This window comes from Vibrio sp. 10N.247.311.49 (assembly GCF_041467655.1).
GTDB classification, from domain to species: domain Bacteria; phylum Pseudomonadota; class Gammaproteobacteria; order Enterobacterales; family Vibrionaceae; genus Vibrio; species Vibrio crassostreae_C.
The window spans coordinates 358,390-380,028 of record NZ_JBFSVA010000001.1 but is presented as its reverse complement, the minus strand read 5'-3'; the positions used below and the strand labels follow the sequence as shown (position 1 = coordinate 380,028).

The 21,639-nt window shown below is 44.4% G+C and carries 23 protein-coding genes; 11 read left to right on the top strand and 12 right to left on the bottom strand.

Features of this window, described 5'->3' with window-relative positions; all coding sequences use genetic code 11:
- Positions 1-182: 182 nt before the first annotated feature.
- From proX to proV, 3 genes are read right to left on the bottom strand one after another with little or no spacing between them, the layout of a single operon-like run.
- Positions 183-1,190: a glycine betaine/L-proline ABC transporter substrate-binding protein ProX gene (proX, locus tag AB6E54_RS01705; RefSeq protein WP_017065955.1), complete on the bottom strand. Its 1,008-nt coding sequence runs from the start codon at positions 1,188-1,190 to the stop codon at positions 183-185.
- Positions 1,183-2,277, bottom strand: coding sequence for a glycine betaine/L-proline ABC transporter permease ProW (gene proW, locus AB6E54_RS01700; protein WP_229647197.1), 1,095 nt, complete (start codon positions 2,275-2,277; stop codon positions 1,183-1,185). The genes proX and proW overlap by 8 nt, the downstream gene beginning before the upstream one ends.
- Positions 2,278-2,280: 3 nt before the next feature.
- Entirely contained in the window at positions 2,281-3,468 is a 1,188-nt protein-coding gene (gene proV, locus AB6E54_RS01695) for a glycine betaine/L-proline ABC transporter ATP-binding protein ProV (RefSeq protein ID WP_048614446.1), read from the bottom strand.
- Between the two features lie 641 nt (positions 3,469-4,109).
- On the opposite strand from proV, the gene AB6E54_RS01690 reads away from it, so the two are divergent.
- Complete coding sequence (locus AB6E54_RS01690; protein ID WP_372056736.1) at positions 4,110-4,847, top strand: HAD-IIB family hydrolase; 738 nt, start codon at positions 4,110-4,112, stop codon at positions 4,845-4,847.
- 49 nt (positions 4,848-4,896) lie between these two features.
- On the opposite strand, the gene AB6E54_RS01685 is transcribed toward AB6E54_RS01690, so the two are convergent.
- A complete protein-coding gene (locus AB6E54_RS01685) occupies positions 4,897-5,109 on the bottom strand; it encodes a TIGR02450 family Trp-rich protein (protein ID WP_017065368.1) in 213 nt (70 codons plus the stop codon).
- A gap of 175 nt (positions 5,110-5,284) precedes the next feature.
- Between AB6E54_RS01685 and AB6E54_RS01680 the strand changes: the two genes are divergently transcribed.
- Together AB6E54_RS01680 and AB6E54_RS01675 are read left to right on the top strand one after the other, a co-directional pair.
- Complete coding sequence (locus AB6E54_RS01680) at positions 5,285-5,560, top strand: nitrogenase-stabilizing/protective protein NifW (RefSeq protein WP_229647195.1); 276 nt, start codon at positions 5,285-5,287, stop codon at positions 5,558-5,560.
- A gap of 135 nt (positions 5,561-5,695) precedes the next feature.
- Positions 5,696-6,820: a M14-type cytosolic carboxypeptidase gene (locus tag AB6E54_RS01675; protein ID WP_229647194.1), complete on the top strand. Its 1,125-nt coding sequence runs from the start codon at positions 5,696-5,698 to the stop codon at positions 6,818-6,820.
- A gap of 143 nt (positions 6,821-6,963) precedes the next feature.
- Here the strand turns inward: AB6E54_RS01675 and AB6E54_RS01670 are convergent, their stop codons facing one another.
- Together AB6E54_RS01670 and AB6E54_RS01665 are read right to left on the bottom strand one after the other, a co-directional pair.
- Positions 6,964-7,320, bottom strand: coding sequence for a PilZ domain-containing protein (locus AB6E54_RS01670; RefSeq protein WP_229647193.1), 357 nt, complete (start codon positions 7,318-7,320; stop codon positions 6,964-6,966).
- 267 nt (positions 7,321-7,587) lie between these two features.
- Positions 7,588-8,214, bottom strand: coding sequence for a LysE family translocator (locus AB6E54_RS01665; RefSeq protein ID WP_017060328.1), 627 nt, complete (start codon positions 8,212-8,214; stop codon positions 7,588-7,590).
- Between the two features lie 209 nt (positions 8,215-8,423).
- Between AB6E54_RS01665 and AB6E54_RS01660 the strand changes: the two genes are divergently transcribed.
- From AB6E54_RS01660 to AB6E54_RS01650, 3 genes are all read left to right on the top strand, one after another.
- Positions 8,424-9,662: a DEAD/DEAH box helicase gene (locus AB6E54_RS01660; RefSeq protein WP_372106209.1), complete on the top strand. Its 1,239-nt coding sequence runs from the start codon at positions 8,424-8,426 to the stop codon at positions 9,660-9,662.
- Between the two features lie 250 nt (positions 9,663-9,912).
- Positions 9,913-10,134 (top strand): hypothetical protein, encoded by a 222-nt coding sequence (locus AB6E54_RS01655; RefSeq protein ID WP_372106208.1) that lies wholly within the window; start codon positions 9,913-9,915, stop codon positions 10,132-10,134.
- A gap of 142 nt (positions 10,135-10,276) precedes the next feature.
- Positions 10,277-10,579 (top strand): thiamine-binding protein, encoded by a 303-nt coding sequence (locus AB6E54_RS01650; RefSeq protein WP_017065764.1) that lies wholly within the window; start codon positions 10,277-10,279, stop codon positions 10,577-10,579.
- 57 nt (positions 10,580-10,636) lie between these two features.
- On the opposite strand, the gene AB6E54_RS01645 is transcribed toward AB6E54_RS01650, so the two are convergent.
- Entirely contained in the window at positions 10,637-10,804 is a 168-nt protein-coding gene (locus AB6E54_RS01645) for a hypothetical protein (protein WP_017060325.1), read from the bottom strand.
- A 109-nt stretch (positions 10,805-10,913) separates the two neighbouring features.
- Entirely contained in the window at positions 10,914-11,177 is a 264-nt protein-coding gene (locus AB6E54_RS01640; protein WP_017060324.1) for a DUF1289 domain-containing protein, read from the bottom strand.
- 188 nt (positions 11,178-11,365) lie between these two features.
- Between AB6E54_RS01640 and AB6E54_RS01635 the strand changes: the two genes are divergently transcribed.
- The 5 genes from AB6E54_RS01635 (at position 11,366) to AB6E54_RS01615 (ending at position 16,336) form a co-directional block, all read left to right on the top strand.
- Positions 11,366-11,812, top strand: coding sequence for an META domain-containing protein (locus tag AB6E54_RS01635; RefSeq protein ID WP_004734625.1), 447 nt, complete (start codon positions 11,366-11,368; stop codon positions 11,810-11,812).
- A 428-nt stretch (positions 11,813-12,240) separates the two neighbouring features.
- Entirely contained in the window at positions 12,241-13,407 is a 1,167-nt protein-coding gene (locus tag AB6E54_RS01630) for an ABC transporter substrate-binding protein (RefSeq protein ID WP_372106207.1), read from the top strand.
- Positions 13,408-13,412: 5 nt separating this feature from the next.
- Positions 13,413-15,113: an ABC transporter permease gene (locus tag AB6E54_RS01625; protein ID WP_372106206.1), complete on the top strand. Its 1,701-nt coding sequence runs from the start codon at positions 13,413-13,415 to the stop codon at positions 15,111-15,113.
- Positions 15,079-15,729: an ATP-binding cassette domain-containing protein gene (locus tag AB6E54_RS01620; RefSeq protein ID WP_017068056.1), complete on the top strand. Its 651-nt coding sequence runs from the start codon at positions 15,079-15,081 to the stop codon at positions 15,727-15,729. The genes AB6E54_RS01625 and AB6E54_RS01620 overlap by 35 nt, the downstream gene beginning before the upstream one ends.
- Complete coding sequence (locus tag AB6E54_RS01615; protein WP_017060320.1) at positions 15,719-16,336, top strand: CDP-alcohol phosphatidyltransferase family protein; 618 nt, start codon at positions 15,719-15,721, stop codon at positions 16,334-16,336. The genes AB6E54_RS01620 and AB6E54_RS01615 overlap by 11 nt, the downstream gene beginning before the upstream one ends.
- A 93-nt stretch (positions 16,337-16,429) precedes the next feature.
- Here AB6E54_RS01615 and AB6E54_RS01610 read toward each other — a convergent pair whose 3' ends face one another.
- The 4 genes from AB6E54_RS01610 to AB6E54_RS01595 form a co-directional block, all read right to left on the bottom strand.
- Positions 16,430-17,383: a class I SAM-dependent methyltransferase gene (locus AB6E54_RS01610; protein ID WP_372106205.1), complete on the bottom strand. Its 954-nt coding sequence runs from the start codon at positions 17,381-17,383 to the stop codon at positions 16,430-16,432.
- A gap of 8 nt (positions 17,384-17,391) precedes the next feature.
- Complete coding sequence (locus AB6E54_RS01605; protein WP_050634665.1) at positions 17,392-18,090, bottom strand: TIGR01621 family pseudouridine synthase; 699 nt, start codon at positions 18,088-18,090, stop codon at positions 17,392-17,394.
- A 178-nt stretch (positions 18,091-18,268) separates the two neighbouring features.
- The gene (locus AB6E54_RS01600) at positions 18,269-19,885 is read right to left on the bottom strand and encodes a methyl-accepting chemotaxis protein (protein WP_372106204.1); all 1,617 of its coding nucleotides are present in this window, start codon (positions 19,883-19,885) and stop codon (positions 18,269-18,271) included.
- Positions 19,886-20,067: 182 nt separating this feature from the next.
- Positions 20,068-21,501 carry a sodium-dependent transporter gene (locus tag AB6E54_RS01595; RefSeq protein WP_050546918.1) on the bottom strand — a complete coding sequence of 478 codons (1,434 nt, stop codon included), beginning with the start codon at positions 21,499-21,501 and terminating at the stop codon, positions 20,068-20,070.
- Positions 21,502-21,639: the final 138 nt, after the last annotated feature.

Genomic DNA, 21,639 nt, shown 5'->3' with positions numbered 1-21,639 from the left:
CTCAAAAATAGAAACAGAAAACAAAAAGCCAGCAATCCAAATGGACTGCTGGCTTTATAATGTTCACTCTTGTCGCCCTTTCACTTGGTTTGAAGGTGATTGAGTGACTCTACACAATCACTCAACACGCTCATCATTTCAAATCAAAGTGTCTGGTAAGACAGAACAAATACAAGTCAAAGTTACAGTGCTGCTTTCTTCGCTTCTGTAATCCAACCATCGAACGTGCTTTGGTTCGCTTTGATCCAACCGTTTACGTGCGCTTCGATATCCGCAGAGCTGTTCTTACCTTTACTCATCATCATGTTCTGAGCGCTTACATCATTGATGTTAAGTTTGATGATTTCAAAAAGCTTCGCTGCTGATGGGTTGTTCTTAGCAAACTCTTTATTCGCAATAATGCGCATTGAGTTCATTTCGAAGCCGTAGTTTTTGCCGTTAGATAGCGTCGTATCCACGTTCGAACGCTCGCCAGGAAGTGCTGAGAAAGGAACTTCTAACCAAACTACATCTTCGTTAGGCACCAATACGCCACTTACCCAGTAAGGTGTCCACGTGTAGTAAAGGATTGATTCACCCTTTTGGTAACGAGAAATTGTATCTGCAATGATTGCAGCGTAGTTACCTTGGTTGTGAGTTACCGTATCGTCCAGTTTGAACGCTGAAAGTTGGTGTTCAATCACCATCTCACAACCCCAACCTGGGTTACAGCCTGTTAGGTCTGCTTTGCCATCACCGTCCGCATCAAACAGCTTCGCGATTTTTGGATCAGTTAATTGACCAATGTTGGTGATGTTGTACTTTTCAGCCGTTTTCTTATCAATTAGGTAACCTTGAGCAGCGCCGCTTACATATTGGCCTTCACGGTAGAATTTCTCATCACCACCTGCCATTGTGTATTTATCAGCATGAAGCGGGAACCAACCTACCGTTAGGAACGTTGCGTCACCCTTTGCAATCGAGGTGTAGCCTACGTTGTAGTCCACTTCTTGAGTTGATTTCACGTCATAACCCAGTTCTTCTAGAGCACGGTTAACGATCAATGTTTGGAATGTCTCTTCCGCTACAGACGATTGAACAGGCTGAACTGATACGCCATCACCCGGTAGGCTTGCTGCCCACACGTTAGTCGATACCGCTAATGTAGAAACGATGCTTACTGCGAGTTTACTCTTCCATGAATTATTCATTGTTGTTTTTCCTTAATTGAAGTTCTGATTTGTTACCGCGATTAAGTACATTCAGTACAAGGGAAACAGGTCCCATGCGATACCAGCGTAATTTTGTATTACCAGCATTGACACCCAGTACTTGGGTGATTCTGTCTAATAAGATGGCTAAGATAACGATGCCTAAACCACCAACAGCGGCCAGTCCCATATCTAAACGGCCAATACCTCTCAGTACCATTTGACCTAAACCACCTACCGCAATCATTGATGCGATAACCACCATCGATAACGACAACATCAGTGTTTGGTTCACGCCCGCCATGATAGTTGGTAATGCAAGTGGCAGTTGAATTCGGTAAAGCATCTGCTTTTTGCTTGCACCGAATGAGTGACCCGCTTCGATCAATTCTTCCGGAACTTGCTGAATACCCAAGATGGTCAAACGAACAACAGGAGGAAGTGCGAATATGATGGTCACCACGACACCCGGAACGTTACCGATACCAAACAACATGACGATCGGTACTAAATAAACGAAGGCTGGTGTGGTTTGCATAGCATCCAAAATTGGGCGCACGAATTTAGCCGCCGTGTTACTTCGAGCGAGCCATATCCCCATGGGTAAGCCAATCAATAGGCAGAAGAATACGGATGTCATGACCAGTGACAATGTGGTCATTGCTTCAGACCAAGCGCCAATCAAGCCAATGAAAGTCAAAGATACGGCCGTTGCAACGCCAAGCTTCAAGTTTGAAAACTGCCATGCCACTAGAAACAAGATGATCAACATGAATGGTGCTGGCGTAGACACCAACGCCGTTTCAAATGAACTTAGGATAAAATCGATAGGCACACGGATTGCCTGGAATAATGGGCGTCCGTGCTCAACTAACCAATTCAGTCCAGACTCAACCCAAGTGTCAACAGGCAGCACAGCCTCTGCAAAAGGGTTAAGTGGATCAAAAGGTGTCGTTTCAACGGTTTCGCTGCTTAACCAATCCGCTGACGGTGAGGTATCAGCGGATTGACCCCAAGGATCACTTGCAGGTTGAGCTGCAGGAGCCGATTGAGACCATGGGTCATTATTTGTTTGTTCAGACGACATGATCTACCCCTTATCCAATGTTTGTAACAGTCGTGACTTAGTCACCACGCCAAAGTAATTACCTTGCTCATCCACAACAGGCACTGAGTAAGGCACACCACCAACTAGGCCAAGCACATCATTGATTGGTAAATCAGGGTTCAGCGTTAATCCATCATCGAGCTGCGCGCTGACGAGTGATTTGTTCTCTTTGTGAGCTTTACGAAGCGAGTCAATAGAGACAATGCCGGAGTAACGGCTGCTCTTCTCAACTACGATGCCGTATTCGCGGTCGTTATCCATTAAAATTTGCAGAGCGGACGCCGGGCCATCGTGTTCTGATTTTTTAAATACCGCGGCTGGCTTCTTACGCGCAATGTCTTTCACAGTAAGCACGCTTGCCACGTTCACACCGCGGAAGAAAGCTTCGACATAATCGTTGGCTGGGTTATTAAGAATATCGTCTGGAGTACCTACTTGAACCACTTCGCCATTTTGCATAATCGCAATTCGGTCACCGATACGCATCGCTTCATCCAAATCATGTGAGATAAAAACAATGGTTCGTTTATCGTCATTTTGAAGGCGAATAAGCTCATCTTGCATTTCTGTACGAATCAAAGGATCGAGTGCCGAGAACGCTTCATCCATTAACAAGATATCTGGGTCACATGCTAGTGCACGAGCCAAACCCACACGCTGCTTCATACCACCAGATAGTTCATCTGGGTAAGACTCTGAATATGCGCCAAGGCCAACGCGTTCAAGCGCTTCAAGTGCTGACTGCTTTCGTTGTTCAACTTCAACACCCGCAAGCTCTAGACCAAATGCGGCATTCTCGATGACCGTCATATGCGGCATCAAAGCGAAATTTTGAAAAACCATCGAGATGTTGTTGCGGCGAACTTCGCGGAGTTCATCTTCTGAGATGTGGGCAATGTCTTTGCCTCGAAGAAGCACATTGCCTTTGGTAGGTTCGATCAAGCGGTTAAGAAGGCGTACTAGGGTTGATTTGCCAGATCCTGACAGTCCCATTATGACGAAAATCTCGCCTTCTTGAATACTAAGAGAAACATCGTTAACGCCGATCGTTAGCCCTGTTTCTTCGAAAACTTTATCTTTATTTGCGCCTTCATTAATCATTGTAAAAGCACGGTCGGTGTCTTCACCAAACACCTTGTACAGTCCCTTAACTTCCAGTATGGGATCCATGTAATCTAATCCTTTCTCAGTTATTTAAACTTAAAAATGGTTATTTAAACCCGAAAAACAATTAGCACTCTAAGTAATTAGCACATGTAAATCAAGGAGCTTCGTTCGGTAAAACAAGGTAACAGACCGAAACCAGACCAGTGAAAGCAAGACCAAAAAACAAGCAAAAATATAACAAACCACTGATAATTAAAGGGATAAATTAGGCGGATGCACTACCAATATGATGTATTACTTAGTCGTAGATTATTGAATATTAATTTTACATTAGAGTAATTAATAGGCTGAATGAACCAACAAAAGCCACAATTAGTTCGTGCACAAATAATTCGAATACGAACTATTTATTAAGCTTTCATGATGTTTCCGAGTCGAAAGTTAGCTCGGTAGGAAAGATAAGATCAACTCTCAATCTCTACCTAAAAACCAAAGGTCAACCGGCTAAAGTCAGCGAGTTGAAATCAACCTTTTCAACCAAGAATTTTAATACGTCACACCAACTGTGATACTTGCTGCAAACTGCCAATTGGTGATTATCTAAGCTGAACTTCAACTTGTAGAGTGCTCATTGCTGAGCCATTCTTTATAAAAGAAATAAGCATTTTCCCGTGACGAAATAGAGAAAAAGACAAGGAATTCGAATGATAAAAATGTTGGTGTGTGACTTTGACGGTACGCTTGATGGAGGCTCATCTCACGGTGTTAACCAGCTATTTGATTACCTCACAGAACAACCTGATATTCGCTTTATCATCGCGACAGGAAGAACATTACCTTCGATTCGAATGGGTTTAGAATCGGATAACTACCCGAAGCCACACAGTATTATTAGCGATGTGGGCACCAAAATTCATCATGTTCATTCCCAAAAACCAGACCATGTTTGGCATAACCAACTGGAAGCTTCTTGGAACAAATCAAGGGTAGAGACGGCTCTCGCCCCCCTTGATTTTATGGGTGATCGCATAGAAAACCATCAAGGCGATTACAAGATCACCTTTGAAGGAAAGCTTTCAGAGCCTCAACACGAACTGATTGAATCTAGCTTGGAGATGCACGGATTAGATGTTCACCTGACTTACTCTCATGATTGGTACTTAGATATCACACCAAAAGGCGTTAACAAGGCGACTGCGATTCACCACCTACTCGAACAACACGATTTGAGCGTTGCAGAAGTGTGCGTCGCAGGTGACTCAGCTAACGACACCTCAATGCTCACCATTGAAGGCGTAAACTCGATACTGGTTGCTAACCATTACCCAGAGGTTGCTCACCTATCGGATAGAGACAACGTATACACGAGTAGAGCAACACATGCTGAGGGTGTCTTAGAAGGCCTTAAATACTGGCAAGGACGTGCGTCGAGTATCCGATAAACGCCAGTTCGCCATTAACAACAGATTAGAATCAAACAGGCTTCTAGCCCTACTTCCAGCCTGGGAGCCAATTTTGATTATCAGTAAGCTCTCGCCAATTGATGTTTTCTTCTCGTTTAGTCATTACTGCCTCTATCATGCAGCGCACTACTTCCCCTTCATCAAATTCAACTTCTGTGACCATAAAGTGCTTTTCTTTCTTCAAAGGGCTAACGGCCGTCCATTTACTGCGAAGTAGTTTCTTTGGATTGATTCGATTCATTGGTTCTGTCCTGTCTTAGTTTTTTATACTTTATCTATAATCCTCAAAGAGTTAAAAAGATCACTTCAAGTTTAAAAAGCCCACGATTCAAACCCAGGTAAGTCATAACTAAAATCAATAAAACAAATCGTAAACTCGATACAATAGTTGTCACCAGAACAGAAACCTACTTCCCATGAGCCAAACAGAATTCCAGCAAAAAATAGCGAGTTTCACCGCCATCGAACAAGCGCTTGATTACTTCGAAATTGGCTTTGATAGCAAGTTTATCGACCAAAATAGAATAGAGCTTGTGAAGCGCTTTAATGGTTATCTGATCCTATCGAAACCCGATGATTGGTTTTCGGGAAGAAGAGCACTGAAAAGCGCGTACTGTAAGGTTCAACGCAGTAAACTGGATCGCTACACACGATCAGCCTGTCGTGGGTGTACAACTTGTCAGCGTCGATAGATAGGAAGTACTGCTCAAAGTAGAGAACTAAAAAGTAGATAGTTGAAATAACATCTCATTACGATTTAGTTAGTGGTTTGCTCGAAAAAAAGTGTGCTAGTCTTACGGCAACTCAACTACGAGATAAAAACTACAATGAAAATTTTCAGCAATTTCGAAAGCGGCAACATTCACGTCGTTTCTGCAGATTCACCACAAAACATTCAACTGACGATCCCAGCAGACAACCAGACTGAAATCTCTCAGTGGTTTCATTTCCGTTTAGAAAGTGAAGCTCAACAAGCTCACCACTTTGAAATCGGCCAATTGGCAACATCTGCTTACCCTGATGGGTGGAAAGATTATGATGTTGTAGCATCTTATGACCGTGAAGAGTGGTTTCGTATTCCATCTCAGTTCGATGGCGATACATTAAGCTTTGATATCATCCCTGAACACGATTCAATGTACTTCGCCTACTTTGCGCCGTACTCATACGATCGTCACCAAGATCTTCTGCACAGTGCTCAAACGCACCCGGCTTGTAAGCTTGAAACTCTAGGTCGCACGCTAGACAACAACGACATCACCTTGCTAACCATTGGTGAGCCAAGTGAAGAGAAGAAAAACATCTGGGTTATTGGTCGCCAACACCCTGGCGAGACGATGGCTGAATGGCTGATCGAAGGCCTGCTACAACGCCTACTTGATGAAACAGATACGGTTGGTCGCTCTCTTCTAGACAGCGTTGTGTTCAGAGTTGTACCAAACATGAACCCAGATGGCAGCATCCGCGGTCACCTGCGTACTAACGCGATTGGCGTAAACCTGAACCGCGAATGGCAATCACCTTCTATGGAACGCAGCCCAGAGGTATTCCTTGTTCGCGAGCGTATGCTGGAAACGGGCGTTGACCTGTGTCTAGATATTCACGGCGACGAAGCGATTCCATATAACTTTGTAGCAGGTAGCGAAGGCACACCTTCTTACAACGAGCGCATCGCGAAGCTAGAGAGCCACTTCAAGCAAGCACTGCTCACTATCACGCCAGAGTTCCAAGATGAATTTGGTTACGATAAAGACGAACCAGGCAAAGCAAACATGACAGTTGGCACAAACTGGATTGGTGAGCAATTCAAGTGTTTGGCTTACACCGTCGAGATGCCATTTAAAGATCACATCAGTCACGCTGACGAACTTTACGGCTGGTCTCCAGAACGAAGTGTCGCGTTTGGTCACGATATGCTAGCCGCAGTTTGGGCTACAGTAGACGAGCTATAAGGCGAACTAAGCTCATTAGCTTTACCTGTATCGCCTTTGGTTTATAAGAATCTGGGCTATAGATAGAACAAAGCCCAGCACTTGTGAAAGTGCTGGGCTTTTTAATATCGGCTTGGATGAGTGAATCTAACTTTAAAAGCTTTCTATGCCACTCTGAGGCTAGCAAAAAACACTGGGTATCTTTGCCTAATGTGGCGTTGTTCAGACACCATATCTTTGAAGCTCGGACCTTGTGATAACTGAACGATCACTTCGTCACCTTCTTGTCGCAATACAGCACCGCTAATATCGATACTGTTGTTGTCATGCAACCTCAAGATGCCGGCCATTGAAAAGCCACGATAAACCGGAATGATGTTACGCATCATCAGGCGTACACCCTTTTCAGAAACTTCGCTGACATGAAAAAGCTCATCCTTAATTCGCATCACCGGACGAGCCTTTTGAGGGTACTTTAAGCGGTAATATTTGCGTTTCTGGGTGAATGAATCTTCACGCATTGGTGACTCCCTGTCTCTGTTATTTCGGTCAAGCAATAGGCTGTAGCTTCAATTGGTCTCAAATAAACACATTCACCAAATTGATAGCTAATAATTATATCGACTTCCCGAGCTAATGCTTTAGAGATTTATACAGAGAAACACTGATTGCTTAGCATTCAGTAAAAAATGAGAACTGAATCGGAAATGAAAACTAAGATGGAAACGAGAACTAAGCCGGAAATGAACTGAACCAATAGCTAAAAACCCAATTCTTCGCATCGCACCCTAAAGCTGAAACAATGCCAACTGAATGCTGAAGCCCACGAATAGAATCCCACACACAATGTTCATCATTTGCGAGGTGCGCTTTTGAACTAACAAGCGCTTAAAGGTATCCGCCATTAAGATCACAACTAAGAACCACATCGACACCACTGACGCTTGAATTGCACCAAGTATCAAACTGTCTGTCACAATCGCATCTGTTGAAACAAATTGAGGGAATATAGAAAGATAAAACAGGACAATTTTAGGATTCAGTAGATTAGTGAGAAGCCCTTTGAAAAATTGCTTATAAAGCTTACTTCCCGATGCACTGACCACAGAGAGCACGCCCTCTTGAGCGCGCAGCGCCGCACGAAAATGGTTATACCCAAGCCAGACAAGATACAAAACCCCAGCCCACTTTAGCCCTTCAAAGGCCATGGGAGTGTTCGACAGTAATAAGCTTATGCCGTTAGCCGAGATAAAGGCATGAAAAAAGAAACCACATGACACGCCCAACACGTTCACAAATGCGAACAGCTTCCTTTGAGTTAAGGCTGTGCTTAATACCAACAGCGCATTTGGGCCCGGGATAATGGCAATAAAAAACACGATAACGATAAACAGCCAGATACTGTCCCAACTCATTTCGATCTCATTTCATGAACATTTTTAGGGCGGACATTGTACGTCCATTCAGTGCCATTACAATATGATAAACGCTTAATTATCGCGTATAGCTAACAGACATAATTCGCGCGTATAATGAATGTGTTTATCGTCTAACATACAAAACTGATTCTCTAACATTTGTAGCCCTGATAGACTCCACCTCCTTTTTGATACTTGGTTCATTTATGTCATTTGATAGCCTAACCCTTAACGCAAAAACCGTCTCCGCGCTCTCATCTCAATTCAATAAGCCGACAGAGATACAGCAAGCGGTAATTCCTACCATTATTGCGGGGAAAGACGTACTCGCATTGGCTCAAACGGGCAGCGGTAAAACATTGGCGTTCGGCTTACCTTTACTGAATAACATCAACCAAGATGTGAATGAACTGCAAGCACTGATCATTGTTCCAACCCGTGAACTTGCATCTCAAGTGACCAAATCTTTAGAACCGATCGCGACAACGCTCAATATCAAATTGGTAACGCTAACGGGCGGCGTAAATACTGATGATCAACAGCAACAATTATCGACTAAACCACAATTAGCCATCGCCACACCGGGCCGCTTACTTGCTTTAATCAAAAGTGATGAACTGGATGTCGCTCAGTGTTCATCATTGGTTCTTGATGAAGCCGACCGCCTGATAGACATGGGCTTTTGGCCAGATGTTCAAGCGATTACTTCAGCACTACCGAGCAAACGTCAGTCACTGTTGTTCTCTGCGACACTTCCGCCCGAATTAGTAGGTCAGGCTGAAGAGCTTCTTTCAAATCCAGTTAAGGTCACGACACATCAAGAAAACAGCGTGGTCGCGGCTATTGAAGAAACCCTGTATTTAGTGAACAAAGGCAGTAAAGCTCAAGCGCTCATCGCACTACTCAATCAACACACATGGCCGCAAGTATTGGTATTTATTGGCGCAAAAGACAATGCCGATGCATTAACCAAACGATTGAATAAAGCCAAAATCAGTGTGAGTGCGTTACATGGAAATAAGAGCCAAGAAGAACGAGAGCAAGCATTAGAAAGTTTCAAAAATGGCGAGACTCGTGTGCTTATCGCGACAGACGTGATGGCTAGAGGCATTCATATTGATCAGTTACCTGTCGTAATTAACTTCGAATTACCTTCTCACTCAGCAACTTACGTACACCGCGTTGGTCGCACAGCAAGAGCAGGAAGCACTGGTTGCGCTATCTCTCTGGTTAGTCACAGCGAAACTGACTACCTAAATGCGATTCGTACTCTGACCAATAAGCCTCTTGTGCTACAAGCATTAGAAGGTTTCCCTGTTACAGACAAACCTGCATCTGAAGTGACAGCTCGCAAACGTCCACCTAAAGACAAAATGGCTAACCGAAGAACCGCAAAGAAGAAAAGTGCTAAGCAATTTAAGAGCAAGCTAAGTTCTTCAAAATAACCAGCTCTTCAAAATAACCATAGAAAATCGATTAGCCCAGTTTGCACTGGGCTTTTTATATGCAATCAAATGTAAAATCACAACCTATCGACTCAGACAAAATGCCAATTTAAATGACACTTTTGTGAATTATGATGCCAAGGTATTGATTCTTGGTTGCTCAAAAAAAATACTTTCTGATCACGTTGACGCCCCTATATCTGGCAACTAGATTTTTCTATTAGTGTCTAAAAACCGGGAGGTCATTGAAATGAAACGTGCAAGCTCTACATATCGATTACAACTGATTAAGGAAGTGGCTACTCGCCGAGATCGTCAGAGTTCCAATGACCCAATGGCAAACTACATACAAAACCTAATCGACAACAAAGACGACTGTGATACCTCGGTGGAACGCAACCAGAGGTTCAGTGGTAGTCATTTTGATGAGCATATTGGTGGTTGGGTTAGCGACCACTGGGATAGCAAGTAGTCCGATATCTCCAGTCACTCGTGTCATAAATAAAGCAGCGTAACCGCTGTAGAATTTATCTCCGCATTAACCTATCATCTGCAACAAATCCCTATCATTGAGTAAGCAGAAAGTGTCTGAGTTAAAAAGAGAAAAAGAAGTGATGGTTGCCTTCCAAGTGATCCCTCGCGTTAAAGAAGGCAACAACTTCGAAGTAGTTGATAAAGCCATTGAAGTTGTGAAAGCAGCCGATGTCCCTTTCCAAGTTGGTGCGATGGAAACCACAATGAAAGGTGAACTCAATCAATTACTCGATATCGTTAAAAAAGCAGAACAAGCTTGCTACGATGCAGGGGCGGTAGAAGTGATCACAAACATTAAGATTCACAGTAAAACCACCGAGGCCGATGATACATTTTGCACGTACCATCGTGGTGTAACGAAAGCGAATCACATGTTTGTTTAATCACATTTTTGTTTCTGAAAACTGAGCTTTAAGAAAGGCTCTGAAGAACCAGTGGTGTTATTGGAAAGGCATGTCTGAGAGGTGAGAAAGGATTTCCATTCGTTCTTCTTCTGACATCGAATGCCAATCACGCGGAGTCTCTTCAGGGTCATCTTTTGCCCCGATCGGTTTTCGGTCAAGTGCTTTGACTGGCTCTTTTTTGATTTTTACGTTCTTTTTATTCATACCGACACCACTCCTTCAGGTACAAAGGTACCTACTTTAATATTACACCCCAACCATTATGTAAAGTAATAGTTACTTCGGAGTTAAATAAAATCTAAATACTTCCTCTTTAGCCAAAAAGATCTCTTTGGGGACTGGTATTTCCCTCTTCATCGACCTGCTTACCAATCAAGTTTTTTTGATTCATTATTTTTCTTCTATAGCGCTGACGACACAGCTTTATCACGTGCAATTGTTCTGACGGTGTCATCGACATCCAATTAAAGCGCTCTTCTCTCTTGCGCATACAACCGTTGCAATAGCCTTTGTCATCGCTTGAACAAACCCCAACGCAAGGGCTTGGAACTTGGAAAAACTCTAACTGCTCCACCATGCCTCCTTACACATTCAAAATTACGCTTACTCTCTCAAAAATAAGCGATTAATTTGTCGCCTGGCTCATGAAATCCATACTAAACTATGACCTTATACTGACACATATAGTGTTTTGTAAACTATACTTTGAACCCATCAAGTTACACTTATCCGGTAACTTCGTTCTTTCCTTTGGAGCCTTATAATATGAAGTTTAGTTCAAAAAAATTACTAGCAGTAGCCGCTTTACCTATGATGCTAGCAGCATGCACAACAACAGGTGACAACGCGATGCAAGTAACACCAACCGATCTACAGCACCATAATTGGGAACTTGCGCAAATTGATGGCAAGGACATTGTGAAAAGCGAAGACCAAGCAGCTCCTCGTCTAGAGATCGGCGAAAAGATGACTGCAAACGGCATGGCTGGTTGTAACAACTTCTTCGGTCAAGGCGAGCTGAAAGACGGTCAATTCCGTATCAAGCAAATGGGCATGACAATGAAAATGTGTCACGGCTCTGCGATGGAAATCGAACAATCGGTTTCTGCTACTCTAAGCGAGTGGAGCGACGTAACGCTAACAAACGATACGCTAGTACTGAAAAACGATGTACACACGCTAACGTACACAATTCGTGACTGGGTAAACTAATCCGTCATCGAAACCAAATACTGATTAAAGGAGCCTGATGGCTCCTTTTTTATTGTCAGCTTGCCCTCACTACTTCTTCAAAATTGACGCTCATCGCCGACTTTTCGTACCAACCTCCAATAAACCTCAAAAATCTCTCATTTAGATGCAATAAATTCAACGGTTCAGCGGTCTGTTGCTAGGATGGCAAAAGCCTAGAGTCTGTCGAGTTTTCGAGATGATTACGTATCGAACAAAACTCGACCGCGAACTCCCTGCTTGTTCTCAAGTAATTGATTGAATTTACTGTTGAATTAGAATTTATTTCAGAAACAGATAGAATAACTATTAGGGCATGTTGATCTTTCGTTAACCACGAAGGGTCAATACGCACTAGGGAGTTCGAAAATACAATGCTCTTGCCCGTTCACTACCAAATGGAAAAGTTTATGAACAAGATAGTAAGTACGTTAGGAATCATGGCAACCGTTGCATACAGCGCAACCATTTATGCTGATGAAGCAACATCCACCGACAGCTGGAACCAAATAGAACAGCAGGCAGAGGGAGAAACTGTCTACTTTCACGCTTGGGGCGGAAGCCAAGAGATCAATCGTTACCTACAGTGGGTAGGCAAGAAATTACAAAGTGACTACGGTGTCACGTTAAAGCATGTGAAAGTGACCGATATTGCGGAAACCACCACTCGACTGCTTGCTGAAAAAGCAGCAGGAAAGAACAGTGAAGGCAGCGTCGATATCGTCTGGATTAATGGCGAGAACTTCCGCTCGATGAAAGACAACGCGCTATTGTTTGGGCCATTTACAGAGTCACTTCCAAATTGGCAGTATGTCGATAAGTCTCTGCCGATTGATGTTGATTTCTCAGAGCCGACAGAAGGCTTGGAAGCACCGTGGGGCGTGGGACAACTTGTGTTCATTCACGATCAAGAGACACTACACAACCCGCCACAATCGTTTTCAGAGATGTTGAGCTACGCTCAAGCTTTCCCAAATCGCTTAAGCTACCCTCGCCCACCAGAATTTCATGGCACGAGCTTCATTAAGTCTCTATTGATTGAACTAACAAACAATAACCCTGCACTGGCTCAGCCGGTTTCAGAAGACAACTTCCAAGAAGTGACGGCACCACTGTGGGCTTACTTAGATAAATTCCATAAAGTGGCTTGGCGCGGTGGCAAACAATTCCCAGCAGGCACATCGGAAAGCATCCAACTTCTGGATGACGGACAGATCGATCTCGCGATTACGTTTAATCCAAACTCTGTTTATTCAGCACAAGCCAGTGGTCGCTTAGCCGAAACCACTAAGGCTTATGCTCTAGAAAGTGGCGCTCTATCTAACATTCACTTCCTTGCGATTCCTTGGAACGCCAATGCAACCGCGGGTGCTCAAGTGACCATTAACTTCTTACTGAGCCCTGAAGCACAGTCTCGCAAGGGGGACCTCAATGTTTGGGGCGATCCTTCGGTTCTGAGCAGCAAGTACCTCACTGGCAGCGCTAAAAACACCCAGCAATTTAAATCGGTTGATGAACCACACCCTAGCTGGCAAAACGCGCTCGAGAAAGAGTGGCTTAAGCGATACGGTAACTAGTCTTCATGCTACGCGCTCTATATTTTGTTGTTATAGCTGTATGCATTATCCCGACCATTCCTGGGGTAGCGGGAGTCGTGGCTTCGTCACTGAGTTTCATCCCGCCCCTTGGTTTAGAGGAGCCGACACTCAACGGTTTTAGCCAAGTCTTTCAATGGGAAGGGGCTTGGCACTCTATTGGCTTAAGCCTAGGTTCAGCAATTGCAAGCAGCTATATAGCCTGCTTCCTGACCTTTTGTATTCTTCAAGCCTCTTGGGGAAACAAGTTTTGGAGAAAGATTGAGTTTACGCTATCGCCAATGCTTGCCATTCCACATGTAGCTTTCGCTATCGGCTTTGCTTTTATGTTTAGTCCAACGGGGCTTGGCGCAAGAGCGGTACATCACTTGCTCGGCGAATCGGCTACCAGCTCTGAATTGGCGTTATTGGTGAAAGACCCATACGCGTTCGGCTTAATTATTATGCTCGCACTCAAAGAAGTCCCCTTCTTATTGCTGATGAGCATTTCGATACTTCAGCAAATTGATGTAGAGCGTATCACCAAGGTCAGTGCATCGCTCGGTTACAGCCGCGCTCAGATCTGGTGGAAATGTATTTTCCCACAATGGTTTACTAAGCTTCGTTTCCCAATGCTGGCGGTACTCGCTTACAGTGTCTCGGTTGTCGATATTGCTTTGATCATAGGCCCAACCAACCCGCCGACCTTTGCCGTTTTGGTATGGCAATGGTTCAACGATCCGGATCTTAACCTACTTCCGCGAGCTGCTGCTGGTGCCATCGTTTTGTTTGGTTTAGCTTCGTTGATCATCGCCTTGGCGCGTTTAGTTGAATGGGCGGTTCTTAAGTACTTTCGAACTTGGCAGTATTCCGGAAGAACAGGGGCAAACCTTCCGGGGAAAACGGTATTCACTGTCCTTGCTAGCCTTTCACTGCTGATCATTCCTTTAATGGTAATTTGGAGCGTTGCTCAGCGTTGGCGCTTCCCTGATTTACTGCCGAGCCGCTACAGCACGCGCTTCTGGGAGTTCGAGTGGGAAGGCATCATGAGCACCGTTGGTCAAAGCTTATGGATTGGTCTGATTGCTGCTTCAATCGCTTTGTTGCTTGCGCTGGTTGCTCACGAATACAGAATCAAATACAAGTGGCAAGTTCCGGGCTTCATTATCGCTATTCCAATGCTAATACCACAGCTTTCAGTGTTGTTTGGTATGCAAGTCACGACCCTCTACATCGGCAGTAGTGCCTATGAGTTCTGGGTGATTTGGGCGCATGTTTTCTTTGCTTTCCCGTTTGTGTACCTGTCTTTGGATGGCCCGTGGAAAAGCTTCAATGATGGGTTGATTAAAGCCTCGCTGAGCCTAGGTAAATCGCCATTTCAGAGTTGGTATTCGATCAAACTACCAATCTTGCTTCCTGCGATTGCCTTTGCTTGGGCGGTCGGGATCAGCGTGAGTTTGGCCCAATACCTTCCAACATTAATGCTCGGCGCGGGCCGTATTAGCACGATCACCACAGAAGCCGTTGCACTTACCAGTGGTTTCGACCGCAGGGTGACAGCAATCTATGCCATTTGGCAGGCCCTATTGCCTCTGTTCTTTTTCTCTTTAGCGATATTAGTCAGCCGACTTCAACTCAGATATCGCCGTCTTACTTTTAAAGGTTTCCTAAGTAATGAGTCTGTACCTCAACGACCTCGCCATCCGTAAAACCGATGGAGATTCGCTGTTCTCAGCGCTAAACGTCACATTAGAATCTGGCCAAATACTGGCTTTGATGGGGCCGAGTGGCTGCGGAAAGTCGACCTTACTGGATGCGATTGCTGGTCACTTAAGTGAAGATTTTTCGTACTCTGGCACCGTTGTGTTGAACAATATTCAGCTCGACGAGCTTCCATCACATCAGCGTGAAGTCGGTATTTTGTTTCAAGATGACTTGTTGTTTCCGCACCTCAAAGTATGGGAAAACTTGGCCTTTTCGTTACCGAACTCTGTTAAAGGTTCCGCTCGCCAAAAACAAGCAATGGCTGCACTAAAAGACATAGAGCTAACTCACTTAGCTGAATCTTTCCCGGATCAAATATCCGGCGGTCAACGCGCAAGAATAAGCTTGACTCGTATGTTGTTAGCCAAGCCTAAACTCGCCCTGCTTGACGAACCGTTCAGTAAGTTAGACCAAGAGCTCAGAGCACAATTTCGCGATTGGGTCTTCGAACAGCTGACCAAAGCGAATATCCCTACATTAATGGTCACGCACGACGAAGCCGATGTACCTCAAGGGGCAGAAGTACTGTCTTGGCCATGGAGAAGCAACCATGCTGGATAAGTACTCCATTAAGGTCATTAAGTGGCCATTAAATCAGTCTGCTAAGTTACTAAACCAATTGGGTATCACGGCCAATCAAACCACGTTATTCGGATTTCTGATTGGGTGTTTAGCGTTTCCAGCGTTGGCATTTCAACAATATGAGTGGGCGTTAGGCTTCATTGTGTTTAATAGAGTATGTGATGGGCTTGATGGAGCCTTGGCTCGAATCCAAGGCATTAGTGATGCGGGCGGTTTCCTCGATATCAGCCTAGATTTCCTATTCTACTCGCTGATCCCTTTTGGATTTGTCATTGCCAACCCAGAACACAACGCCATTGCCGGTGCATTTTTGATCTTCTCTTTTATCGGCACAGGCAGCAGCTTTTTAGCGTTTGCGGTTATGGCAGGCAAGCGAGGCATTGAAAACCCAGTCTATAAGCATAAGTCTCTGTACTACATGTCAGGGCTAACCGAAGGCACTGAAACCATCGCTTGTTTCATCGCGTTTTGTATTTGGCCTCAACACTTTGCGGTTATCGCTTACACCTTTGGTGCAGCTTGTTGGCTAACCACGTTCATGCGTATTTATTTTGGTTTTCAGACACTAAAAAACCAAGCTAGTTAATAAATGAGTTAGTTTCTTGCACCTATAAAAACGCCGCTCATTGTGAGCGGCGTTTTCTATATTAGTATGGATAATGCCCGCTAAATCATGACATCAAGCTTCAGCTGAAGCCGTGATTTTAAACCTCAATACCTTTAGGCTTGAATCAAGATCGACATCGACAAACTCAGGTGGATTGTCTAAACGTTCGATAAACTCAACACTAGGCGCTTCTTCTGCCATCGTCTCAATCAGGAAGTTTGGCGATACTGCTGGTGAGTTAACACAAGCAATCACTTCTCCACCTTCTGTTAGAAGATCAGGCAAGCGACGCAAGATCTTTTTGTAATCTTTAGTTAAAGCAAAGCTGCCTTTTTGGAACGAAGGCGGGTCGATGATAACCAACTCGTAAGGGCCACCCTTTTTGATTTTTCCCCACGACTTAAAGATATCGTAGCCAAGGAAGTTAACTGAGCGCATGTCGTGATCATTCAAGCGGTGGTTATCACGGCCTTTATTTAGAGAGCCGCGCGACATATCTACGTTCATGCATTGACGAGCGCCACCAGCGATAGCCGCGACAGAGAAACCACAAGTGTATGCGAACAGGTTAAGAACATTCTTATCCTTAGCATTATCTTGTACCCACTGGCGACCATTACGCATGTCTAGGAACAAACCAAAGTTCTGATTACGGCCAATGTCTAATTGGTACTTCAGACCATGCTCAACCACAACCGGAGAGTCATTCAACTCACCCCATAGAACCTCTGAAGGCGCACCATCGGCATAACGGTGTTGCAGAACAATGCTTGTGCCCTGCTTTGATTGCCAGATATCTCTGTTAGTGAGTTCAACCAATCCAGCTTTGAGAGATGACAAGAATTCGTCGTCTACTTCTTTGAACACGTTAACCAGTAGCTGTCCATCAACCCAATCACATGTCAGTTGCTCTAGACCAGGCCAAAACTTACCGCGCCCGTGGAAAATACGGCGTAGCTCGTTTGGTTCTTCATTAAGTTGCTGTTCAATATGACTAAAAAACAGAGGTAAAGCTGATGCTTCCATTATTTCACTCACTTAGTGTTTAGCTTTGGCCAAGTTAATGACCAAGGTTCAAGCCAACTGTCCAAACCGTTCGACACGGTTTCCTGATGCCACTTCTCACCCAAGGAGTTTAAGCTTCTTGGATCGCAGACATATTCGTAGGCTTGTGATTGATAGGTAAATCGAATCGCGAAGGCATGCAGATAACCTCTGTCAGCCTCACTCGATGGATTATAAATAGGGTCACCAACAATGGCTGAGCCGATCGACTTCATCGCGACACGGATCTGGTGAGTTCGCCCCGTATAGGGTTTACATAAAAGCAAACGCTCACCGGGTTCAGCCGTTGCTGATAAAAATTGAGTAATCGCAGGGTTCTCTTTGGATGTCAGAAGTTTCCAACTAGAGCGTCGTGAGCGCTCCATGTCTCCTGAGATCAAACCTTGCTTTTTCTTTGGCTTCTTAGAACCGATCGCAAGGTAGTATTTCTCTACTTCACGCTTTGCAAATAGCTGTGAAAGCTCGCTCGCCGCCGACGCATTTTTTGCCAGCAGCAGAATGCCCGAAGTCATTTTATCTAGTCGATGAACGAGATACAGCTTAGGCTCATTAATTGCCTTAGCAACTTCTTGAAGCAACATGGTATCGCCATCGTCTTTGTGGACGCTGACTCCAGGGTGCTTATTGATAAGTAAAAAATCAGAGTGGTTCAGAAGAATATCGAACATGTAAAGGCTAGCTCCATTGTAGAACGTGGAGTATACCGCGTCTGAACCCAGATTCCAGCTACGAAAAAGCCCAACTCACTCAATAAACATTGAATCGTTGGGCTTCTTTTCAACAAGTAGCGACCAGTGCTTGGTCTTTACTCGATTACCACTCGATAAATAGAACCAAGCTACCGCTTTACCCCAGTTTAAACTTACCAACTAATGCTTCTAGCTCAGCAACCTTAGCGTTCAAGCCTGATGTGTTTTCAGAGCTACGAGTTGCCAATTGCAGAGATTGCTCTGAGATATCGCTAATCGCGGTAATGTCCGCTGCAATTTCTTTGGTCACCGCTGTCTGTTCTTCTGCCGCAGTCGCAATAGAGTTAACCATGCTTTGTACATTGCCCGCACCGCTCACAATCGCCTCTAGCGCAGAAACAGCACCTGAGCTTTGCTCGACACCAATCTCAACTAAACGACAGTTATCTTGAGTGTAAGTCACCGCTTCTTGAGTGCCCGATTGAATCGATTGAATGATGCCCGAGACTTCTTGTGTCGCTTTAGTTGTTCTTTCTGCTAGCGCTCGCACTTCATCGGCTACCACAGCAAAACCACGACCAAATTCGCCTGCACGTGCCGCTTCAATTGCAGCGTTAAGAGCTAACAGGTTAGTTTGCTCAGCAATGTCTTCGATTACCTTGATAACGCTACCAATCTGCTCACCGTGAGAACCTAGAGTATTCATTTGCAACGACATATCGCTCATTTGAGTCGACACTTGTTGAATACTCGCCACCATCTCAACAATCACGTTGCGGCCATCTTCTGCAGAGGTTTCTGAGCGACGTGCTTCTTCATAAGTTGAAGTACCTTGCTGCGCCACTTCAGAAATGGTCAAGCTTAGCTCTTCAGCAGCCGTTGCAATCAAGTTAGCTTTGTCTGCTTGAGCTGATGCACCAGTAACGATGTCTTGGCTAATAGAAGAGAGCTCCCCTGTCACCGATTGGACTTGGTGAGTCACAGACGAGATTGAACCTAATAGGTCTACTAGTGATTTCTGCATCTGGTTAATCGACTTAGCCAGTTCAGCCAATTCATCACCAGAATCATCAATAATGTCGCCTGCCGTTAGGTCACCATTTGCTACACGTCGTGCTACTTGTTCTACACGAGTAAGACGATTGGTAATAGAGCTAGACAATAGATACGCAATCACACAACCAAAGACAATCGCAATAGCAGACAACACCATGATAGTGCGCTCGATGGTAGTAAACGTGTCGGTTAGTGTCAGTAGTGACTGTTCTGTATCTGCGCGCTCACTTGCTGACGCTTGATCCAGTAAGTTCTCAATAGGGATAAGATTGCTCTCATACAAAGATCGTAGCTGTTGAATATTGGCTAGTAGCGCAGCTTCATCATTGATCTTCGGCACAAGCTTTGATTCAAACTCTTGAGTGAAACGCCCCATCAGGTCTTCAATTCGCTGAATACGGCGGTGGTCTTCCGAACCTCTACTCTCCAAACGCTTAGCCTGCTCGATAGCTTGAGCAAATTCGTTCTTGCTGGTTCGATAATCATTGAGTGCGTTATCAACCAGTGTAATTGCACCAAGCGCATCTCGGTATACATCACCCGCTTCATCAATCAGTACCAGGTAGGTAACAGTACCCGGAACATCGTCCATTCTAATTTCATCTGAGCTCTGGTGCGCGCCGATAACTTCTATCCATACAATACTGACTAACGTAACAAGCACCGCCAATATAGAGCCAAAACCGGCATACAGTTTCTTTCTCACTGACAATTTCACACAACACCTACCTAAATCAAAATATAGCTCTAACAGCTATTCGTTCCATTTATATCGGCTATCAGACGGATACCTTTAATAATTATTTTTCTTAGATAATTAAGTTCCAGACATAAAAAAACGGGAGCTAATGAGCTCCCGTTTATTAAATTACTTTATCTCGCGATTGTAGCTTCTTAAAACTATAGCTTCTTAGAGATAAGCGCAGAGCCAGCAATAATACCAATACCTAGTAGCATGATTGCACCTTTACCGCTGTCGAAGCCAGAAGAGATACCCATGAATGCAACGATTGCGATAGCTACTGGGATGATGTACTTAACTAGCGTGTACCATAGACCGAATAGTGGGAAAGATACTTCACCATCGTTAGTGATTTCTTTCTCTAGGTCAGCACGGTTTAGTCTCCAACCAGCGAAGATACATACCAACATACCGCCAACCGCTAGGAAAATCTTATCCGTTAGTAGGTCGAAAATGTCGAACGCGCCAGTATCAAACAGTGTTGGACCGAAGCCGCCAAGTGATAGAGAAGCGAAGATACATAGAATCGCCATTACAACACTTGCAGACAGTACCGCTGTTACACGCTTCATGCCTTTCTCATCGATTAGGTAAGAAACCACAACTTCAAGTAGAGATACTGAAGATGTTAGTGCCGCAACACTCAAACCAACGAAGAACATAAGAGCAAATAGAAGACCAACTACGCCGCCCATTTCAGCGAATAGCTGAGGAACAACAACGAATACTAAACCAGGGCCCGCTGCAGGTTCCATACCGAACGCGAACATTGCAGGGAACATTGCAACACCAGCTAGAATAGCAACACCAGTATCCATTGCGGTTACCATTGCTGTTGTCTGAACTAGGTTCTCTTTCTTCTTAAGGTAAGAACCGTATGTCATCATACAACCCATACCAAGACTTAGAGAGAAGAATGCTTGACCTAGAGCGGCTAGGATTACATTGCTGTCTACTTTAGAGAAGTCAGGACTGAATAGGAACTCAAGACCAGCCATCGCGCCCGGAAGCATAATGCCTTTGATTGATACTACAATAAGGATAATGAAAAGAAGCGGCATCAGGATCTTACCTGCTTTCTCAATACCACCAGAGATACCTTTCATAACGATAACAACGTTAAGTAATAGGTATAAGCCCATCCACATTAGTGGTTGAACTGGGTTTGAGATAAAGCCACCAAAGCTATCACCAATTGCTTCTGGTGCGTCTAGAAGACCACCTGCAATTTTACCGATGTATGCGATTGACCAACCGCCTACTACTGGGTAGAAACCCATGATAAGTAGACCACTGAATACGCCGATAACGCCAGCGAACGTCCAACGACGGTCAGTTGTTTTAAATGCACCTACTGCTGATTTTTGCGTATGACGGCCAATCGCAAATTCAGTCAGCATGACACTGAAACCAATAAAAATTACAAAAAACAGGTAAATGGCAACGAATGCACCACCGCCACTTTCGCCTGCTGTGTATGGGAATTTCCAAATGTTACCTAAGCCAACAGCAGAACCTGCTGCAGCCATTACGAATCCTAACTTCGAACCCCAGGTATCGCGGGGTGTTGTGGTTGTATTACTAGTAGCCACGTGTACTCCAAACTTTTGTGTTATGTGATGTTGTGTTTTGCTTTGGGTGGCGTCTTTAAAAGGAAGGTGTATAAATAAATTTACACACCTAAAAGATTTGATTGACGCTCGTTGTCTAGCAAGTAAACCAGTTTAAGA

What these genes read in the sequence shown, in the direction of transcription:
- AB6E54_RS01670 (WP_229647193.1), bottom strand. Translation starts at nt 7,320, where the DNA reads ATGCGTGAAGATTCATTCACCCAGAAACGCAAATATTACCGCTTAAAG.
- AB6E54_RS01640 (WP_017060324.1), bottom strand. Translation starts at nt 11,177, where the DNA reads ATGGTGGAGCAGTTAGAGTTTTTCCAAGTTCCAAGCCCTTGCGTTGGG.
- AB6E54_RS01645 (WP_017060325.1), bottom strand. Translation starts at nt 10,804, where the DNA reads ATGAATAAAAAGAACGTAAAAATCAAAAAAGAGCCAGTCAAAGCACTT.
- AB6E54_RS01630 (WP_372106207.1), top strand. Translation starts at nt 12,241, where the DNA reads ATGAACAAGATAGTAAGTACGTTAGGAATCATGGCAACCGTTGCATAC.
- proX (WP_017065955.1), bottom strand. Translation starts at nt 1,190, where the DNA reads ATGAATAATTCATGGAAGAGTAAACTCGCAGTAAGCATCGTTTCTACA.
- AB6E54_RS01655 (WP_372106208.1), top strand. Translation starts at nt 9,913, where the DNA reads ATGAAACGTGCAAGCTCTACATATCGATTACAACTGATTAAGGAAGTG.
- AB6E54_RS01625 (WP_372106206.1), top strand. Translation starts at nt 13,413, where the DNA reads ATGCTACGCGCTCTATATTTTGTTGTTATAGCTGTATGCATTATCCCG.
- AB6E54_RS01680 (WP_229647195.1), top strand. Translation starts at nt 5,285, where the DNA reads ATGAGCCAAACAGAATTCCAGCAAAAAATAGCGAGTTTCACCGCCATC.
- AB6E54_RS01690 (WP_372056736.1), top strand. Translation starts at nt 4,110, where the DNA reads ATGATAAAAATGTTGGTGTGTGACTTTGACGGTACGCTTGATGGAGGC.
- proV (WP_048614446.1), bottom strand. Translation starts at nt 3,468, where the DNA reads ATGGATCCCATACTGGAAGTTAAGGGACTGTACAAGGTGTTTGGTGAA.
- AB6E54_RS01675 (WP_229647194.1), top strand. Translation starts at nt 5,696, where the DNA reads ATGAAAATTTTCAGCAATTTCGAAAGCGGCAACATTCACGTCGTTTCT.
- AB6E54_RS01665 (WP_017060328.1), bottom strand. Translation starts at nt 8,214, where the DNA reads ATGAGTTGGGACAGTATCTGGCTGTTTATCGTTATCGTGTTTTTTATT.
- AB6E54_RS01605 (WP_050634665.1), bottom strand. Translation starts at nt 18,090, where the DNA reads ATGTTCGATATTCTTCTGAACCACTCTGATTTTTTACTTATCAATAAG.
- proW (WP_229647197.1), bottom strand. Translation starts at nt 2,277, where the DNA reads ATGTCGTCTGAACAAACAAATAATGACCCATGGTCTCAATCGGCTCCT.
- AB6E54_RS01610 (WP_372106205.1), bottom strand. Translation starts at nt 17,383, where the DNA reads ATGGAAGCATCAGCTTTACCTCTGTTTTTTAGTCATATTGAACAGCAA.
- AB6E54_RS01615 (WP_017060320.1), top strand. Translation starts at nt 15,719, where the DNA reads ATGCTGGATAAGTACTCCATTAAGGTCATTAAGTGGCCATTAAATCAG.
- AB6E54_RS01685 (WP_017065368.1), bottom strand. Translation starts at nt 5,109, where the DNA reads ATGAATCGAATCAATCCAAAGAAACTACTTCGCAGTAAATGGACGGCC.
- AB6E54_RS01660 (WP_372106209.1), top strand. Translation starts at nt 8,424, where the DNA reads ATGTCATTTGATAGCCTAACCCTTAACGCAAAAACCGTCTCCGCGCTC.
- AB6E54_RS01620 (WP_017068056.1), top strand. Translation starts at nt 15,079, where the DNA reads ATGAGTCTGTACCTCAACGACCTCGCCATCCGTAAAACCGATGGAGAT.
- AB6E54_RS01650 (WP_017065764.1), top strand. Translation starts at nt 10,277, where the DNA reads ATGGTTGCCTTCCAAGTGATCCCTCGCGTTAAAGAAGGCAACAACTTC.
- AB6E54_RS01635 (WP_004734625.1), top strand. Translation starts at nt 11,366, where the DNA reads ATGAAGTTTAGTTCAAAAAAATTACTAGCAGTAGCCGCTTTACCTATG.